The 17,858-nt window shown below is 59.3% G+C and carries 19 protein-coding genes and 1 tRNA gene; 19 read left to right on the forward strand and 1 reads right to left on the reverse strand.

Annotated elements, in window-relative coordinates; all coding sequences use genetic code 11:
• The first annotated feature begins 29 nt into the window (after positions 1-29).
• From HMPREF9452_RS01200 to HMPREF9452_RS01275, 16 genes are all read left to right on the forward strand, one after another.
• A complete protein-coding gene (locus HMPREF9452_RS01200; protein ID WP_009140264.1) occupies positions 30-830 on the forward strand; it encodes a segregation and condensation protein A in 801 nt (266 codons plus the stop codon).
• A 5-nt stretch (positions 831-835) separates the two neighbouring features.
• Complete coding sequence (scpB, locus tag HMPREF9452_RS01205) at positions 836-1,573, forward strand: SMC-Scp complex subunit ScpB (protein WP_009140265.1); 738 nt, start codon at positions 836-838, stop codon at positions 1,571-1,573.
• On the forward strand, positions 1,566-2,348 hold the full coding sequence (locus tag HMPREF9452_RS01210) for a pseudouridine synthase (protein ID WP_009140266.1): 783 nt from the start codon (positions 1,566-1,568) through the stop codon (positions 2,346-2,348). Before scpB ends, HMPREF9452_RS01210 begins: the two co-directional genes overlap by 8 nt.
• Positions 2,349-2,446: 98 nt before the next feature.
• The gene (cmk, locus tag HMPREF9452_RS01215) at positions 2,447-3,130 is read left to right on the forward strand and encodes a (d)CMP kinase (RefSeq protein ID WP_009140267.1); all 684 of its coding nucleotides are present in this window, start codon (positions 2,447-2,449) and stop codon (positions 3,128-3,130) included.
• On the forward strand, positions 3,127-3,855 hold the full coding sequence (locus HMPREF9452_RS01220) for a lysophospholipid acyltransferase family protein (protein WP_009140268.1): 729 nt from the start codon (positions 3,127-3,129) through the stop codon (positions 3,853-3,855). The genes cmk and HMPREF9452_RS01220 overlap by 4 nt, the downstream gene beginning before the upstream one ends.
• A 3-nt stretch (positions 3,856-3,858) precedes the next feature.
• Positions 3,859-4,710, forward strand: a complete 852-nt coding sequence (locus tag HMPREF9452_RS01225; protein ID WP_009140269.1) for a 4-hydroxy-3-methylbut-2-enyl diphosphate reductase — start codon at positions 3,859-3,861, stop codon at positions 4,708-4,710.
• Positions 4,707-6,140: a DUF512 domain-containing protein gene (locus HMPREF9452_RS01230; protein ID WP_009140270.1), complete on the forward strand. Its 1,434-nt coding sequence runs from the start codon at positions 4,707-4,709 to the stop codon at positions 6,138-6,140. The genes HMPREF9452_RS01225 and HMPREF9452_RS01230 overlap by 4 nt, the downstream gene beginning before the upstream one ends.
• A gap of 27 nt (positions 6,141-6,167) precedes the next feature.
• Positions 6,168-7,505: a ribosome biogenesis GTPase Der gene (gene der, locus HMPREF9452_RS01235; RefSeq protein ID WP_009140271.1), complete on the forward strand. Its 1,338-nt coding sequence runs from the start codon at positions 6,168-6,170 to the stop codon at positions 7,503-7,505.
• A gap of 8 nt (positions 7,506-7,513) precedes the next feature.
• Complete coding sequence (gene plsY / locus HMPREF9452_RS01240) at positions 7,514-8,206, forward strand: glycerol-3-phosphate 1-O-acyltransferase PlsY (RefSeq protein ID WP_009140272.1); 693 nt, start codon at positions 7,514-7,516, stop codon at positions 8,204-8,206.
• Positions 8,207-8,211: 5 nt separating this feature from the next.
• A complete protein-coding gene (locus HMPREF9452_RS01245) occupies positions 8,212-9,219 on the forward strand; it encodes an NAD(P)H-dependent glycerol-3-phosphate dehydrogenase (RefSeq protein ID WP_009140273.1) in 1,008 nt (335 codons plus the stop codon).
• A gap of 13 nt (positions 9,220-9,232) precedes the next feature.
• Complete coding sequence (gene rpe / locus HMPREF9452_RS01250; protein WP_009140274.1) at positions 9,233-9,910, forward strand: ribulose-phosphate 3-epimerase; 678 nt, start codon at positions 9,233-9,235, stop codon at positions 9,908-9,910.
• Between the two features lie 18 nt (positions 9,911-9,928).
• Complete coding sequence (locus tag HMPREF9452_RS01255) at positions 9,929-11,101, forward strand: cysteine desulfurase family protein (RefSeq protein WP_009140275.1); 1,173 nt, start codon at positions 9,929-9,931, stop codon at positions 11,099-11,101.
• A 3-nt stretch (positions 11,102-11,104) separates the two neighbouring features.
• A complete protein-coding gene (locus HMPREF9452_RS01260; protein ID WP_009140276.1) occupies positions 11,105-11,911 on the forward strand; it encodes a Nif3-like dinuclear metal center hexameric protein in 807 nt (268 codons plus the stop codon).
• Entirely contained in the window at positions 11,908-12,624 is a 717-nt protein-coding gene (locus HMPREF9452_RS01265) for a zinc ribbon domain-containing protein (protein ID WP_009140277.1), read from the forward strand. Before HMPREF9452_RS01260 ends, HMPREF9452_RS01265 begins: the two co-directional genes overlap by 4 nt.
• Positions 12,624-13,880, forward strand: coding sequence for a bifunctional phosphopantothenoylcysteine decarboxylase/phosphopantothenate--cysteine ligase CoaBC (coaBC, locus tag HMPREF9452_RS01270; protein ID WP_009140278.1), 1,257 nt, complete (start codon positions 12,624-12,626; stop codon positions 13,878-13,880). Before HMPREF9452_RS01265 ends, coaBC begins: the two co-directional genes overlap by 1 nt.
• Before the next feature lie 311 nt (positions 13,881-14,191).
• Positions 14,192-14,268, forward strand: a tRNA-Pro gene (locus HMPREF9452_RS01275).
• 44 nt (positions 14,269-14,312) lie between these two features.
• Here the strand turns inward: HMPREF9452_RS01275 and HMPREF9452_RS12245 are convergent.
• Positions 14,313-15,014, reverse strand: a complete 702-nt coding sequence (locus HMPREF9452_RS12245) for a M15 family metallopeptidase (RefSeq protein ID WP_332247737.1) — start codon at positions 15,012-15,014, stop codon at positions 14,313-14,315.
• A 328-nt stretch (positions 15,015-15,342) separates the two neighbouring features.
• Between HMPREF9452_RS12245 and HMPREF9452_RS01285 the strand changes: the two genes are divergently transcribed.
• The 3 genes from HMPREF9452_RS01285 to HMPREF9452_RS01295 form a co-directional block, all read left to right on the forward strand.
• Entirely contained in the window at positions 15,343-16,038 is a 696-nt protein-coding gene (locus HMPREF9452_RS01285) for a response regulator transcription factor (RefSeq protein WP_009140280.1), read from the forward strand.
• A 43-nt stretch (positions 16,039-16,081) separates the two neighbouring features.
• The gene (locus HMPREF9452_RS11165; protein WP_009140281.1) at positions 16,082-17,305 is read left to right on the forward strand and encodes a sensor histidine kinase; all 1,224 of its coding nucleotides are present in this window, start codon (positions 16,082-16,084) and stop codon (positions 17,303-17,305) included.
• Between the two features lie 210 nt (positions 17,306-17,515).
• Positions 17,516-17,858, forward strand: a 343-nt coding sequence (locus HMPREF9452_RS01295; protein ID WP_009140204.1) for an IS110 family transposase, incomplete at its 3' end; no start/stop codon positions are given.

Here is a 17,858-nt window from a genome sequence, read left to right on the forward strand (position 1 = left end):
TTTACGGGTCGAGTCCAAGGAGGCTGGCGTTGTCTTATCGCGTTTCCACGCAGGCTTATTCCGGCCCCTTTGACCTGCTGCTCCAGTTGGTGAGCAGGCAAAAGGTCGATATCGGATCCATCTCCATTTCAGAGGTCGCCGAGCAGTATCTCGCCGAAGTCGAACGCATGCAGGCGCTGGACCTGGATGTTGCGAGCGACTTTTTGCTTGTCGCCGCCACCCTCCTCGATATCAAAGCGGCTTCCCTGGTTCCAGATGAACCCATTAAGGCGTCTTTGGACGAGGGCGAGGATGAAGAGCTTGCGGACCTGGACGGCGACGCGCTTCGCGAGGTCCTTATCGCCCGCCTTATCGCGTACAAGCAGTTCAAGGGTGCGGCGGCTGCCCTGGGCGCCCGTATGGAGGCCGAAAGCCGCATGCATCCGCGAGTCGCCGGTCCCGACCCAGAGTTTTTGAACCTTATGCCAGATTACCTGGCCGGCATCACGCTGCGCGGACTGGCGGTGATTTGCGCGGATATCGATGGCCGCCGCGAGAAGTTTCTGCTTGAGGCCGAACATGTCGCCCCGCGCCGCATGCCTATCGAGCTTACCGTTGCCTCCGTTGACCGCGTTACCATTTCTCGTCCTCATACTACGTTTAGGGAGCTGCTCGATGGCGATGCCACCACAGAGCAGGTGGTCGCCACCTTTTTGGCGATTCTCGAGCTTGCCAAGCGCGGTTCGGTCACGCTTGAGCAGGACGAGAATTTCGGCATCATTCGCATCGACCGCGTTGAGGGCGCGCCGGAGTACCGTCTCGGCGAATCGCTTGAAGAAGAAGGGGAGTAGCCCGTATGTCCGACCTTTCTACGTTGGGCCCCTCGTCCATAAAGGGTGCGCTCGAAGCGTTGCTGCTGGTTTCCAGCGATCCGGTAAGCGCCAGCGCGCTTGCGGCTTCGCTTGATGTCGCTCCGGGCGAGGTCGCATCGCTTCTAGCGGAACTCCAGGTTGAGTATGAGGAGGCGAATCGCGGTTTTCAGCTTCGCGAGGTTGCGGGCGGATGGCGCCTGTTCACGCACCCGGCGTTTCACGACCAGGTTGAGGCGTTTGTGCTGTCTTGGGACACCCAGAAGCTCAGCCAGGCGGCGCTCGAGACGCTCGCCGTCATCGCGTACCACCAGCCCGTTACGCGAGAGACCGTCAAGGGCATCCGCGGCGTCAACTCCGACGGCGTCATCTCGTCGCTAGCCGATAAGGGCCTTATCCGCGAGATGGGTCGCGATCCCCAGCGCGGGCAGGCAATTCTCTACGGCACCACGGCGGCATTCTTGGAGAAGTTCGGTCTTCGCAGCGTGCGCGACCTGCCCGATCTTGAGCAGTTTGCACCGGATGAGCAATCGCGCCAGTTTATTCGCGAACGCTTAAGCGGCCGCTCCATCCAGTCCACCTTAGAGGAGACGGAAGAGGACTTGGAGGAGGAGCGCGACCTGCTGGGTACCGAGGATGTTCCGGATGCGGACATGGAACTGATCGGCGGCGTCGCCGATGGCGACGCGGATGTTACGGATATGGAAGGCGGTTCCCATGAGTAGCCCCGCATTCCGCCCCGATGAGCGCCTGGTCCCCATGAGGTTGCAGCGGTTTTTGGCCCGTGCGGGCGTCGCGAGCCGCAGGGGGTCGGAGGATCTTATGACGGCGGGACGCGTCAAGGTGAACGGGCGCATCGCATGCGAGCTGGGAACCAAGGTCGATCCCTTGGTCGATCTTGTCGAGGTTGACGGCGTTGCCGTAGTGCTGTCGCGCGGTAAGGCATACCTCATGCTCAACAAGCCCGCGGGCTATCTCACCACCATGCGCGATCCCCAAGGCAGGCCGTGCGTGGCGGAGCTCGTTCCCGTAGATAAATACCCGGGCCTGTTTCCGGTTGGTAGACTTGATATGGATACCACCGGCTTGCTGCTGTTCACCACTGACGGCGATTTGGGCCAAGATCTCCTGCATCCCTCAAAGCACGTCTGGAAGACCTATATCGCGTTGGTCGACGGCGATGTGCGCGATGAGGACCTGGAGCCTTTGCGCCGTGGCATAGAGCTGGACGATGGGCCTTGCCAGCCCGCTCGCTGCCGCATCGTTTCTAGGCGGCTCGCCGCTCCGGTGGCCTACGGCAACGTTCCCGCGCATACGGGTTTTGTCGAGGTCCAGATTAGAGAGGGCCGTAAGAATCAGGTCAAGCGCATGCTCGGCCGCGTGCACCATCCCGTGTTGCGCTTGCACCGTTGCCGTTTTGGGGATCTTGATCTGGGTGACCTGGCCTTGGGTTCTTGGCGCGAGCTAGATGAGCGCGAGGTCGCCTTGCTCAGAGGGTAGCGGTTCGCGAGTAGAATACCGCTCCTGCTGGTTCGCTTGTATTGATATGTGTTCCGCCGCCCTCGACGGCGCGCGGCTGAACAGAAAGGAGACCGGCGATGATCGTTGCCATCGATGGCCCCGCTGGTTCTGGAAAGTCCACCATCGCCCGCGAGATCGCGAGGCGCATGGGGTTTGAGAAGCTGGATACCGGGGCCCTGTACCGCACCGTCGCCTTTGCCTGCACGCTGCATGGTGTGGATTTGGACGATGAAGACGGGGTCGTCACCCTTTCTCGCTCTCTTGACATCAGCTTTGATTCTGCGGGCGAGGCTACGCGCATTTCCGTCGATGGGCGCGATGTAAGCGATGATATCCGCACGCCGGCTGTAGACCGCATAGTCTCCAAGGTGTCTGCTTACCCCGGCGTTCGCGAGGCCATGCTGCCCGTGCAACGGCTTTTTGCCCAAGATCGCGATGTCGTCGCAGAGGGGCGCGATATCGGCACCGTGGTGTTCCCCAATGCGCTTGTCAAGGTTTTCCTTACGGCTGATCCCCGCGAGCGAGCGCGGCGCCGCGTGCTGCAGCGTCACCCCGGCGAGCAGTTGAGCGATGAGGCTCTTCAGCGCGAGGTAGATGAGACCCTGGCGGATCTTGAACGTCGCGACAGGCTCGATTCTTCCCGTGAAACCGCGCCCTTGCGCGCCGCCGACGATGCCGTTCGCATCGATTCGTCCCGTTTCACCATCGACGAGGTCGTCGACCAGATTCGCGACCTAATCTCTAAGAGGCGAGATTCATGAAGCTGTTCCATTCAACTTATGATGAGTACTACGACGCGGGTGTAGGCGAGTTTCCGCTGCCCATTCGCTGCGTTCGCAATGTCGCCCTCGCGATTGTGTGGGCGTTCGCCTTGTGCATGTGGCGCGCCCGCATGGAAGACGAGCGGTATATGCTCGAGCGCTCTGATGGTAAGGGCACCGTCATTATCTGCAACCACACCTCTATGGCAGAGGTGGTCTCCATCTGCACCTACCTGTGGCGCCGCGGCCGCATCTTCCGTCCTATTTTTAAGAGTGAATTTGGCTCGCATCGCATCGTGGAGTGGGTGTTCTCGCGCGCTGGCGGCATTCCCGTCGAGCGCGGCACCGCAGATATGAAAAGTCTTCGACGCGCGCAGCACGCCCTGCAGCGCGGGGAGGATGTTCTTATCTTCCCGGAGGGCACGCGCATTCGCACGGATGAGCAGCCGGTCGAGGTCCACGGCGGATTTGCGCTTATGGCGCAGATGGGCAAGACGGATATCACGCCTATGGCCGTGTGCGGTTTTCGCGATATCACCCCTGCCGGCAAAAAGGTTCCTCGTCCAAAAAAGTGCTGGATGAGGGCCGGCGAGCATGTTTCCTTTAACGATGCGCCCGAGGGCATGAAGCGCCGCGAGCGCTCCCAATGGGTCGAGGACCTGGCGGTCTCGCGCATGTACACGCTTCGCGACCAGCTCCGCGCCGAGCATCCCGGGAGGTTCTAGACCGTGCCTGCATCTGTTATTGAAATCGCTCTGCACGCGGGCGTGTGCTACGGCGTTGAGCGCGCGTTGTCCATGGCATATGCCGCGGCGCATGATGCCGCCCAACCTGTCCATACGCTCGGCCCTCTTATCCATAACCCCCGCGTTGTTTGCGAGCTTGAGCGCGAGGGGGTTGGGCTTGCCGATTCCGTAGACGATGCGTCTGCGGGCACCTTGGTCATTCGCGCCCACGGCGTGGTGCCGCAGGTTATCGATGAGGCGCGCGATCGCGGCCTGCACGTAATCGACGCCACCTGCCCCTACGTCAAGAAGGTCCACGCCGCCGCGGCCAAGTTGGTCGCCCAGGGATATCAGCTTATCGTGGTGGGGGAGAGCGGGCATCCTGAGGTCGAGGGCATCCTGGGCCATGCGGGCGGCGCGGCATTTGTTGTAAGCAATGTCGAGGACCTTGATTCCATCGACCTTTGCCGTCGCGTTGGCGTGGTTGTGCAAACCACGCAGACTCCCGAGCGCTTGGCGCAGATTGTCTCCGCTCTTGTTCCGCGCGTGGCGGAGGTCAATGTTATCAACACAATATGCAAGGCCACTCATGAGCGTCAGGCCAGCGCCGCCGATTTGGCGAGCCGTGCCGACGTAATGGTGGTTGTGGGTGGTAAAAACTCGGGCAACACGCGTCGTTTGGCGCAGATCTGCTCTGAGCGCTGCGCATCCACGCACCATATCGAGGACGATGCAGAGATCGACCCCGCGTGGTTTGAGGGCGCCTCGCTAATCGGCATCACGGCCGGGGCCTCTACCCCCGCCGCGCACATCGAGCAAGCTCGCTCCGTTATCGCCCGGGCGGTTGGACTATGAGTGATATAGATGTTGTCGACCTTACAGTCCCCGCTTACGCCTCGCAGGCGTCCAACTATGGTTCGTCTACGCGGCGCGCTCAGGGGGACGGCGCGTTTCATGGCGCGCTGGTAACCGCGGTCCGTCCTGATTCCCCTGCATATGACGCTGGCATCGAACCCGGCATGTACGTGTCCCGCGTCAACCGCGAGCCATTGACGGATATGATCGTGTGGTTGTGGGAGGCAGATGAGGACGAGGTCGAGCTTGAGGTCTTCGATCCATCCGACAGCACGACGGCCTCCTGCGTGCTCGAGCGCTTCCCTGGAGAGGACTGGGGGCTTACGTTTAACGACGCCGTCTTCGACGGTATGCGCACCTGCGTCAACGCCTGCGTGTTTTGCTTCATGACCATGCTGCCTCGCGAGAGCCGCAAGACGCTTACCATTCGCGATGATGATTATCGGCTTTCATTCCTGCAGGGTAATTTTGTCACGTTGACCAACATGAGCGATGAGGATGTTGAAAACGTCATTTCCAAGAACCTCTCGCCCATGAATGTCTCTATACATGCGGTGACGCCCGAGGTGCGCCGCCGTCTCATCGGTAGGAACGCCGCACGCGGCATGGAAGTTCTCGAGCTGCTCATGGCTGCGGGTATTGAGATCCATGCGCAGATCGTGCTGTGCCCCGGCCTTAACGATGGCGAGGAGCTTGCGCGCACGCTTGAATACTGCGAGGCCCATCCCCAGGTTACAAGCCTGGGTATAGTCCCGCTTGGTTTTACCAAGCACCAAAGCCGTTTTACATCCTCGTATTCACATGACCCGGCTTTGGCGCGCGCCGTCGTCGAGCAGGTGCGCCCCTACCAAGACCGTGCTTTCGAGCGCTTTGGTCGACATACCTTCCAGCTCTCAGATGAGTTTTTCATCGCCGCTCGGCTAGACCCGCCTCCGGCTGATTTCTACGACGGTTATCCGCAGTTTTACGACGGTATCGGAATGATTCGCTCGTATTTGGACGATACCGATGCCGTGTTGCGCAACCCGTCTCGTATGGTTGCCGTTCGCGACATCTTGCGCGAGCGCGGTTTTGAGCTCCTCGTTCTATCCGGTGAAGCGGCGCGTCCCACGGTCGCGCGTTTTATTGAGGACGAGTCCCTTGCGGGCAAGGTTACAGATATTAAGAACCGCTATTTCGGCGGCAACGTCAACGTAACCGGCCTTCTCACCGCCGAGGATATTCTTGAACAGCTGCCCCAAGATTTGGGCGGTGTTATGCTCATTCTGCCCGAAGTGATGTTCAACGCTAGCGGCCTTACGCTGGACGGGTATCATCGTGAGCAGCTTCTTCAATCACTGGAGAAGCGCGGGGGCGCGGTTCGCGTGGCTCCCACAACCCCGGCGGAGCTTCTCGATTTCCTCGAAGAGGACCCGCTTTTGCAACACTAGAGATTCGGACTGTAGGAGCCTGAATATATGAAACCCATCGTCGCTATCGTCGGTCGCCCCAACGTGGGCAAGTCCACACTTGTCAATCGTATCGCGCAGACCGCTGATGCCATCGTCCACCAGAGCCGCGGCGTCACTCGAGACCGTTCGTATCATGAGGCGGATTGGAACGGACGTAGCTTCACTTTGGTCGATACGGGCGGCATCGAGCCCCTTAAGAGCGAGGACGTCTTCTCCGCCTCTATCCGAGACCAGGCCCTCGCTGCTTGCGAGGAGGCTGCGGTCATCTTGTTCGTCGTCGATGGCACCACCGGCGTCACGGAAGAAGATGAATCGGTCGCCCGCATGCTCAAGCGCGTCAAGGCACCTGTGTTCTTGCTGGTCAATAAACTTGATAACCCTGATCGCGAGGGCGATAACCTGTGGGAGTTCTACTCTCTTGGCGTTGGCGAGCCTATTGCCATCTCCGCCCTGCACGGCCACGGTACCGGCGATTTGTTGGACGAGGTTGTCGCGCTGTTCCCCGAAGAGGACGATCTTACCGCGGAGCCTTCGGATCCCAATTCTCTGTCTGTCGCCATCATAGGCCGACCCAACGCTGGCAAGTCCTCGCTGTTCAATAAGATTATCGGTTCCGACCGTTCCATCGTATCCGATATCGCGGGTACCACGCGCGACGCCATCGACACCATCGTCGAGCGCGATGGGCGCCGTTATTGCATGGTCGACACCGCCGGTATTCGCAAGAAGAGCACCGTTTACGAGAACATTGAGTATTACTCTATGGTTCGAGGACTGCGCGCTATCGACCGCGCAGACGTCGCGCTCCTGGTGGTTGATTCCACCACAGGCATGACCGAACAGGATCAAAAGGTTGCCAACCTCGCTATCGAGCGCGGTTGCGCACTGGTCATCCTGCTTAATAAATGGGACCTTCTCAAGGACGACCGCGAGCGCGAGCAGGTTATGGAGACGGTCGACCGCCGTCTCACCTTGGCTCCGTGGGCCAGCGTGCTTCGCATCTCCGCTCTTACTGGCCGTTCCGTCGAGAAGATCTGGGCGCTTATCGATGCGGCAGCCGCTGCACGCGCCAGCAAGGTGTCTACATCCCGTTTGAACCAGATGCTTACCGAGATGCGCGAGTTCGGCCATACCGTGGTGGATGGCAAGCGCCGCCTTCGCATGCATTACGTGACGCAGACCGGCACCAAGCCGCCTACGTTCACTTTCTTCGTTAACCATACCGATATGGTGAACGATACGTATCGTCGCTATATCGAAAACCGCATGCGCGCCGCTTTCGATTTCAAAGGTACGCCTATTCGCCTGCGATTCCGTAAGAAAGATTCCAAGAAGGAGGACTAATCCCGCCCATGGATACTTCTGTATCTCCCATTGTAGTCACAGTTATTTGCATGGCTGTTTGCTACCTGGTTTGCGGTATTCCCTTCGGCCTCATCATCGGTAGGCTCTCCGGTAACGTCGATATCCGTAAGGCAGGCTCGGGCAATATCGGTACAACCAACGCGCTTCGCGTCGCCGGTCCCAAGGTCGCGGCGCTCACGCTGTTGTTTGACTGCCTCAAGGGCGTTTTGGGGGTCCTTATTGGGCGCTGGGCCATCGCTGCATTTGGCTACGGGGCGGGCGCCTCCATTATGGATCCCGGCGCATCGGGCGATGTGTTGCTGGCGCTCGTGGCATTGTCCTGCCTCTACGGGCACATCTTCTCGCCATACCTTAAATTTCACGGAGGCAAGGGGATCGCGACGGGCGTGGGCGTGCTCTTTGGATTCTGCTGGCCGCTCGCACTTCTTCACCTGGGCATATTCATCATACTGGTGGCCATAACCAAATATGTCTCCGTGGGGTCAATCACCACGGCCGCCCTTGTTCCGGTTACCGTGTATCTTCTGTTCCCCCAGATCAGCCTGTCTGCGCTTGCTATCTGGGCAGTGCTGGGTTGGACCGTTGTTTGGGCGCACCGTGGCAACATCTCTCGCTTGCGCGCCGGCACGGAGTCAAAGCTTTCCTTTACCAAGCGCGCTACCAAGATGGATGGTGAGTAACAGACATGAAGATCGCCCTTGTCGGCGCAGGTTCGTGGGGCACGGCCGTAGCCGGCCTTGTCGCCGATTCCGTCGATTCCGTTGCCATGTGGGCTCATAGCCCGCAGACGGCGGACGGAATCAACTCCAATCACGTCAACCCCCGTTACCTTGATGGCTATCGTCTACCTGATAACGTTACCGCCTCTTCGTCCCTGCAAGAAGTCATCGATGGCGCCGAGGGCGTGATCTTTGCCGTGCCCTCGACGCATCTTCGATCCGTTGCTCATGAGGCTGCGGTTTATCTGGACGATTCCGTTCCGGTGCTTTGCCTTACCAAGGGCGTGGAACTTACTTCAGGCTTGTTGATGACCGAGGTCATAGGAGATGAGATAGGTCATCCCGAGCGCATCGCAGCGCTATCTGGCCCTAATCACGCCGAAGAGATTTGTCGCGGGGGCCTATCTGCCGCCGTCATCGCCTCGGAGGATCCGGAGGTGGCCGAGTTCTTCAAGGCGGCTCTTATCTCCCCTGCGCTTCGCGTATACGTTTCTCCCGATGTGGTCGGCGTTGAGATGTGCGGCGCGACCAAAAATATCATCGCCATCGTGTGCGGCATCTCAGCCGGTTCAGGCTATGGCGATAACACGCTCGCTCTCATTATGACTCGCGGCCTAGCAGAGATCAGCCGTCTGGTCCATGCGCGCGGGGGAGACCCCATGACTTGCATGGGCCTTGCAGGAATGGGCGATCTGGTCGCCACCTGCACCTCCGAGCATTCGCGCAACCGTTCTTTCGGCGTCGCGTTCGCCGGCGGCACGTCGCTTGACGAGTACCAGCAGCGCTCCCATATGGTGGTCGAGGGCGCGGCTGCAGCTCGCAGTGTTTCCGAGCTCGCACGCGAGTTGGGCGTGGATGCTCCTCTTACCTTCGCTCTCGAACGTACGCTCTATCATGGCGGTACCTTGGCGGAGGCCCTCGAGTTGCTCACGGACCGTTTTCCCACCCAAGAGTTCTATGGCATGGACGATTAGAAAGGCTGGCACCATGCGCGATTCCGTATTGATTTCCCCCTCGATTCTTTCCGCTGACCTTGCAAACCTTGGTCGCGACCTCAAGATGATCGACAATGCCGACCTCATCCATATCGATGTTATGGACGGCCACTTCACCCAGAACCTCACGTTTGGATCCGGTGTCGTCGCCGCGGCGAAGCGCTCCTGCGACGTTCCCCTGGATGTCCATATGATGGTTACCAATCCTGACGAGACCATCGACTGGTATATCGATGCCGGCGCGGATTACATCACTGTTCATTACGAGGCCTCCGTGCACCTGCACCGTACGATCAAGCACATCCAAGAGCGCGGTTGCAAGGCCGGCGTTGTCTTGAATCCCGCCACTCCCGTCTGCGTTCTCGAGAGCATTATCGAAGAGCTCGATATGGTCCTGGTCATGAGCGTGAACCCGGGCTTTGGCGGCCAGTCCTACATCGAGAGTACCTACGCCAAGCTGCGCCAGCTCCGCGGTCTTTGCGAGGCGCATGGCGTGTCTCCCCTCATCGAGGTCGACGGAGGCGTTTCGTCCAAAAACATCAAGCAGGTGGTTCGCGCTGGCGCCGACGTTCTGGTCGCGGGTTCGGCAGTCTTTGGTGCCGATGATCCTCGTGCCGAGGTCGATCTGCTTCGCGAGCTCGGTAACCGCGGCCTTGCGGTCAACGCGTAGCGGATAGGGTCGCGCTCAATGGAAAACGCATCCATCAACCGCATCGTCAACCTTGATTACGCCGCTTCGACGCCCTTGCGCGCCGAGGCGGTTTCCGCTCAACTCGCCTACGACTCCTCCGATATCGCCGGCGCAAACCCAAACTCGCTGCACAGCCTTGGACGCAAGGCGCAGGCCGCTCTCGAGTCGGCTCGCAGGGACATCGCCAAAACGTTTGGACCGCGCGTGCGCGCGAGCGAGGTGGTCTTCACAGGCGGCGGTACCGAGTCGAACTATATGGCTCTCATGGGCCTGTCCCAGGCGGCTCGTGCCCGCGATGCCAAGCGGTGCCGCGTGATAGTTTCCGCTATCGAGCATGATTCCATCCTCGATAACCTCGGACAGCTTCGCGCCGCCGGTTTCACGGTCGACGTGGTTAAACCTTGCCGAAAGGGGTTCATTACCCCGGACGCCCTCGAGGCCTTGCTGGGACGGGACGTCGCGCTTGTCTCCATCATGCTTGCCAACAACGAGACCGGCGTCGTGCAGCCCATCGAGGACCTTGCGCGCGCGGCTCATTCATGCGGCGCGCTCTTTCATACCGACGCTGTGCAGGGCTGGCTCCACATCCCCCTCGATGTGCAACGGCTTGGCGTTGACGCCCTTTCCGTCGCGGGCCACAAGGTTGGGGGACCCGTGGGTATCGGCGCGCTGTATCTCAAGAACCGCACTCAGCTTGCACCGCTGTTCCATGGAGGCGGGCAGGAGAGGGGGCTTCGTCCCGGCACGCAGGACCTTCGAGCCATTCTCGGTTTCGCCGCTGCTGCTCGCACGGTGCACGCTTCCCTTGAGCGCGATCACGCCCTCTTGTTAGAGCTTTCCCGCGCGCTATACGGGCGACTTGCCTCGTCTGCTCGTATACACGCCACCATGGGCGACCCCGCTGCGGTCGACCGTCTTCCCGGTATCGTTTCGGTTTATGTGGACGGCATCGAGTCTGAAGAGCTCATCCTAAAGCTCGACGTCGCCGGGTTCGAAGTCTCAGCAGCCTCCGCCTGCTCCAGCGGGTCCATGGATGCCAGTCATGTCCTCACCGCCATGGGTATTCCGCGCGAGCGCGCCCTGGGTTCGCTTCGCATCTCGTTCGACGACCGCGTCGATCCAGCGGACCTCGATAGGTTCGCCGGCGCGTTGTTGAAGATTGCGGGGTAGATAATGCTTATCTCAGAGCTTCTTGAGGGACTTTTCAAGCTATTTCCTGCTGATACGGCTGAGCCCTGGGACCACGTGGGCCTGTCCGTCGGCCGTCCGGATGATGAGATCCGCGGGGTAACGGTGGCGCTCGATGCGAGTGAGGCGAACGTTCGTCGCGCTGCGGCCGATGGCTCGAACGTCTTGCTTACCCATCACCCTGTCTACATCAAGGCGCCGCAGGCTTTTGTTCCCGCTTCGCCCGCGTACCCGTCGTCTGCGGCCGCCGTGTTCGCGGCTGTCGAGTGCGGCGTCAGCATCATCTCGCTTCATACCAACCTCGATCGCTCCTGCGAGGCGCAGCAACTCCTACCGTCGCTCGTGGGCTTGCAGGTTGTTTCGTCCTTGGAATCCGCCTCCTGTTCTGGGGCGCTCGGGTTGGGTTCGCTTGCGGACGCTTCTTCTAAACTCACCTTGGAACAGCTCGCATCTCGCTGTAGTGAAGCTTTCGGCTGCGATCCGCGCGTATGGGGAGATCCCGACCGGGCTCTTGGGCGCGTTGCTTTTCTGGGCGGCTCCATGGGCGATTTCGGCGAGCTCGCCTTAGCGTGCGGGGCGGACGCGATCGTTACGGGCGAGGGCGGCTATCATGTATGCCAAGACCTCCTCGTCCGCGGATGCAGCGTTATCTTGCTTGGACACGACCGCAGCGAGGAGCCGTTCGTGGATATCTTGGTCGATGCGCTTGCCCGGGTGGGATTTAGCGGTCCAATCGCTACAATAAAGAACCCTCATCAATGGTGGACCTATACAAAAGGAGAGCGCGCATGACCGTCGGATCTACGCTTTTGAAATTGCAGGAACTCGATCTGGCGCTCGAGCGCGACCAGGCCGCGCTTGACGGCATGCCCGAGATTGCCCAGCTTGCTAAAAAGCGCAAGGCTTACCTCAAGCTCAAGGGTGATGCCAACAAGCTCCTTGCTGCACGCAAGGACCTCGAAAACGATCTTGCGGATTTGGACGAGGACGAGGCGTTCTGCAATGCCGCCGTCGACCAAGCGCAAAGCGAGATGCAAAAGCCCGAGAACCACCGTCTCATGAAGGAGTTCGAGCAGCAGCTCGCCGGCATCGCAAAAAAGCTCGACAAGATCAACTTCGCCCGTAAGGACAAGATCGCAGCGCTCGAGAAGGCCAAGTCTAACGAGGCGTATGCCACTGAGTACATCGCTAAGTTCGAGGCGTCTGTGATAGAGGACACGCGAGCTGCCCGCGAAAAAGCTGATGAGATCAGAAACCGCATCGAGGTATCCCGTCATCAGCGCGACGCCCTTATCAAGACCGTCGATTCATCCATTATCGATACATACAACAAGGCGTCCAAGCGCTTCAATGGCCTGGGAGTCGAGAAACTTGAGGGTACTGTTCCCAGCGTTTGCCGCATGTCGCTTTCTCCTTCGTCCATGGACTCCCTTAAGGGCGCGGACGAGGTGGCCGAGTGCCCCTATTGCCATCGCTTGCTGGTCATTTCGGCCGAGGAAGAATAATGGGTGCGGCCCTTTTGCGTTCCGACGGCAGGCAGGCTTGCGCGCTTGTCTGCGTCACGGGTTGCATCGCTGCATATAAATCATGCGAGATCGTCCGTCTACTGCAGAAGGCGGGCGTTCGCGTAAAGGTGCTCATGAGCGAGCATGCGACGCATTTTGTCGGGCCCACCACATTTCGCGCGCTAACGCACGAGACGGTGGCGGTGGGTCTGATCGATGATCCGCAGGACCCCATCCATCACATCTCGCTTGCTCAGGAGCCCGACGTCGTTCTGGTCGCTCCCGCGACCGCGAACGTTATGGCTAAGATGGCCCATGGCATTGCCGATGACCTGCTGTCAACTACCCTGCTCGCTACCAACCGCCCCATCGTTATCGCTCCTGCGATGAACACCGGGATGTGGGAGGCTGCTGCGACGCAGGAGAACCTCTCGACCCTGATTGCCCGCGGATGCGAGATCGTGCGGCCGGCATGCGGCAGGCTTGCATGCGGCGACGTTGGGTCGGGCAAGCTGGCTTCCGTTGAGGACATCGCCCAGCGTACGCTTGAGGCGTTGGGGCGCACCATTGCCGGCGACGCTAGCGGCAATCTCGCCCAAGAATGCGCGGGCTTGCTTCAGGGCAAGCATGTTGTGGTCACCGCTGGCGGCACGCAGGAAGCCATCGATCCGGTGCGCTACATCGGCAACCGCTCTTCTGGAAAGTTCGGCTATGCTATCGCCTCGGCCGCGCACGCCATGGGTGCGCGCGTTGTCCTGGTCTCTGGACCAACCAACCTGCCATGTCCCGACAGCGTCCATCGCATCGACGTGGTGAGCGCGGACGATATGTTCCAAGCGGTCGACGCCGCATTCGATGGCGCGGATATTCTGGTATGCGCCGCTGCCGTTGCCGATTACACGCCCGTTCGCAAGGCGGACCATAAGCTTAAGAAGGCCAACGAGCGTCTTGATTGCATCGAGCTGGTCGAGACGCGCGATATCCTAGCCTCTATGTCTGCGCGTAAGGGCGATAGGGTAGTGGTTGGCTTCGCCGCGGAGACCGATAACCTTATCGAGTACGCCTCATCCAAATTGGCATCTAAGGGCTGTGATGCAATTGTTGCCAACGACGTCTCCCGCAGCGACTCCACGTTTGGTTCTGATACTGACAAGGTGACTTGGATCACGGCAGATGGTGCAGAGGAGCTGCCCTGTATGCCAAAGAATGAGGCTGCGTTTGAGATTCTCAGGCGCGCCGCGCTCCTTTATCGTTAGGGACGGCTATCCCTTATCGCGTTGATCAGCTTTTGCAGTCGCGGCCGGTGCGTTAATTCGTGCTGGCCGTTTGCATGTTCTTGAAGGCGATTCGTATTTTCATATATGAACGCGGGTGTCTTTATGTTGCCTTGTCGTATTCCAGGTCTATAGATTATAGAAAAAGCGCAGGTAATGGGTCGTGGCAATCAAGTGTTGCTAATGCGGAGAAAAGAGATTCAACTTTTTTGAAAAAAGTTCTTGCATAGGTTGGGTGGTCTGGGTTAAAGTATTCCCTGTTGCAAGGCAGAAAGCCAAAAGCAACATTGCTTCGGGACGTGGCGCAGCTTGGTAGCGCACTTGACTGGGGGTCAAGGGGTCGCTGGTTCGAATCCAGTCGTCCCGACCAGAAGCTTCAAGCCCGACTCTTTGGAGTCGGGCTTTTTTTTATTTCTATTTACTCCTTGCAAGATACTCCTCCAGCGCCTCGCCCGTTTGGTAGATTTCGCCAGCGGCCTGTTTTCCCACGTAGCGGTAATGCCAGGGCTCATTCGAGATGCCCGTCACACCAACCTTATCAAGCGGGTACCTTAAGATGAATCCGTATTGGTGCGCGTTGCTGGCAAGCCATGTGTACATGCCCTCATCGTCCTCTTCATCATTTATATCCACGGCAAGGCCTAGCTCGTGCTCGCTTGTCCCCGGTAGCGCAACCCATTGTAGTGCGGCGGAAAGCGCGTCTTCCCCGGAGTAGCCGGCTTCGCGGTATAGCTCCACCCGCTCGTTGAGAATCTGCTGCTGTTGATCTCTCGTTCTAAATGAGGAGCGAATGAAGGGATGATATCCCGCTTTTCTGCAATCTTCTAGCATCGCGTTCAGGCTGTCGGCGATTCGCTTGTCTACGCTATGTCCGCCGCCCACATCCGCGGTTTCAACTGAGAAGCCATCTGGCAAAGGGTTTGAGGCGTTTACCAATACAAGGGACCACGTACACTCGTCCTCATCAAACTGCAGAAAGGTTGCCGCAGCGTTTGGCTCTATCAGAACAACTAGCCGGTTCGCTAGCCCGCTGATGTGTAGCAGCCCGGCTATTGCCACAATGGCGACCAGGACGTTTCTTGCTCGGTTGAATCGCGAGCGCCTCTTGCGGTGCACCTTGGTCCCAAGCGGAGCGGTGGCGGATGCGTGGGACGAGTACACTCTGCGTGCGGGGCGGCATGCGGGGCGATATGCGGGTGCGGCATCTCTCGTGTGGTTATTGCGGTGAGTGCGGTTCATTGGTGTTCCTTTTGGGCACCGGGAGAGCGCCTGCGCGCGCCTGGTTGCCACATTGCAGCCTTCTGTGTACGCTCTCATACGCTACGCTTGAACCGCCTTATGCATCTCATGGCAATACCTTAGGTTTTTCTGCAGACCCTTAACGATTCCTTATCTCGTTGCAGCCGGGGCATACGTGTTGCGGGCGGCGTTATACAATGGCGTCATGATTGAGAATCCAAACATATTGATCGTTGATGACGAGCGTTCGATCGCTGAGCTGGTAGCCGAGACCCTCCAGGGCGCCGGCATGTTCACCCAGGTGTGCGTGCATGCGGGCGAGGCTTTGCCTATGGTTCGCGAGGGGTCGTTCGACCTGATTATTCTCGATGTCATGATGCCGGGGGTAGACGGTTTTGAGCTCTGCGCGCGCATGCGTGCGGAATCATTTGTCCCCATCATCTTTTTATCAGCCAAGGACGAGGAAGCCGATAAGGTGTTGGGCCTTACGTGCGGGGGAGATGACTATATAACCAAGCCGTTTTTGCCGCGCGAACTTGTCGCCCGCGTTAAATCATGCCTTAGGCGCAGCTCCTATGCCAGCGACGCTCCGTTACAGCGTGTACTTCGCTGTCGCGGTATCGAGCTTGATCCGGCGACCCATGTGGTGTCTCTTCATGGAGAGCGGCTTTCGCTTACGCCAAAGGAGTTCGATCTGCTTGCGGTGCTTCTGCGAGCATCTGGGAGGCCGGTTGCCACCCAAGACCTCTATGAAGCGGTTTGGGAAGATCTGTATATGCCCGCAAGCTCCAATTCCGTTATGGTGCATATTCGCCATTTGCGATCAAAGCTCGCGGCGCTCGACTCCGAGCAGGTGTTTATCGAGACCGTCTGGGGTGTTGGCTACAAGATCGCGCCCTAGTTTAGGCCGAGATGTTTGGGGCGATGCTTAGAAGGGAATCGCTATGAAGATGAGGACCATGCAGGGCGTTTTGTGCCGGCGCCGCGCGTGCGCGGGGCTCGCTCTTTCGCTTGTCGCCTATACCCTTGGTTTCATCGCATTGATTTCGCTTTGCCGGGCTCTGTTTGCAGACTCCCTTTCCGTTGTTATCGCCGATGCCACCTCTACGTGGGTAAGCGTTCCGGATTCCCAGGTTGATCTCTACCGCATGCTTGGGATGCAAGAGGGCTCCATGGCGGATGGACTGCATCGGTTCCGTGACCTCAGCGATTACCATGCGGTTGTTGGCTTTATCGAGGGGCCGTTGGTGTGGTCTGCATACGGCGTGGGCCTCGTTGTTATCGCCGCGTTGCGGATCCACATTGTCGCGTTAGATCTGGACAGCGTTATCTGGGCGCTTTCCCAGGCTTCCACCAATAACGGTTCCCTTGTTGCGCCAAAGCTGCCGGAGCACCTTGCACAGGCCCAGCTGGAGCTTGAGCGGCTGGGGGAGCGCGTCGAGAGCGCCTTTCATGTGGCCGAGGCGGCGGAGTCGCGCAAGAACGAGCTTGTGGCGTATCTTGCGCATGATATCAAGACGCCTCTCACCTCTGTAATTGGCTACCTTGCTCTGCTTGCCGAGGAGCCCGACTTGCCTTATGAGAAGCGAGAGCGCTTTGCGTCTGCCGCGCTTGATAGGGCTCGCCGTCTGGATGGCATGATGGACGAGTTTTTCGAGATAACCCGCTACAACCTTGGTTCTATCCCCGTTGAACGCGAACAGGTCGACGCAGTGATGTTGGCTGAACAGGTTGCAGATGAGCTTCTTCCTGCTGCGAGCGGTCGCGGGGTCTCAATTGCCGTCCACGCGCCCGATCGACCTGTTGATTCTTTTATCGACCCCGATAAGATGGCTCGCGTTTTAGGCAACATACTCAAGAACGCCGTGGCGTTTGCGAACCCTTCAACAGAGGTTTTGCTTAATGTTCACATCGAGGGCGAATCGGTTGTGTTTGCGGTCGAGGATACGGGACGAGAAATCTCTTCGGAACACCTTGTCCATATATTCGAGAAGTTCTACCGCGTCGATGGGGCTCGCTCGACTGGTCGCGGGGGTGCCGGGCTTGGCCTTGCCATTTCAAAGGAGATCGTCGCAGCGCATGGGGGCGACATCACGGCGACGAGCGAGTCCGGCCATACGGTGTTCATAATTCGAATTCCTTGCTCTTGCAGCGCTAATAAAAAATGATTCGCTGAATCCATTCATACATTAGGTTCGCAGCAAGGGAAGGACTATGTTTAGGTGGCCATGCGGTTCGGTGTCCAATTAGCATAGTTACGAGACGATATGAGTTGAACATTGGGAGCCCCTCCCCTTGCAGCTCTATCGTGGGTCGGGCGACAATGGTCGTAGCGCCAACCGTGGCCGCGCGCCACATGCGACGGAGAGGGGCCCGCCATGTCCAATTATGTCACAGCCATCGGTCTCGACGTCCACGCGAGGAGCATCTCCGCATGCGCCTTCGACCCCATGACCGGCGAGGTGTCCCGCGCAAGGTTCGGATACGACCCCGCGTCGGTCGCCGAGTGGGCACTGGGGTTCGAGTCGCCCAAGGCGGTGTACGAGAGCGGCCCGACCGGCTTCCACCTCTGCCGCGCCCTGAGGGCGCTCGGCGTCGACTGCGCCGTAGGCGCCGTCTCCAAGATGCACCGGCCGGCCGCCGACCGCGGGCGCAAGAACGACCGGCGCGACGCCGAGTGGCTCGCCAGGCTCCTCGCCTGCCGCAACGTCGTCGAGGTGT

It is taken from the genome of Collinsella tanakaei YIT 12063 (assembly GCF_000225705.1).
Classification (GTDB): Bacteria; Actinomycetota; Coriobacteriia; order Coriobacteriales; family Coriobacteriaceae; genus Collinsella; species Collinsella tanakaei.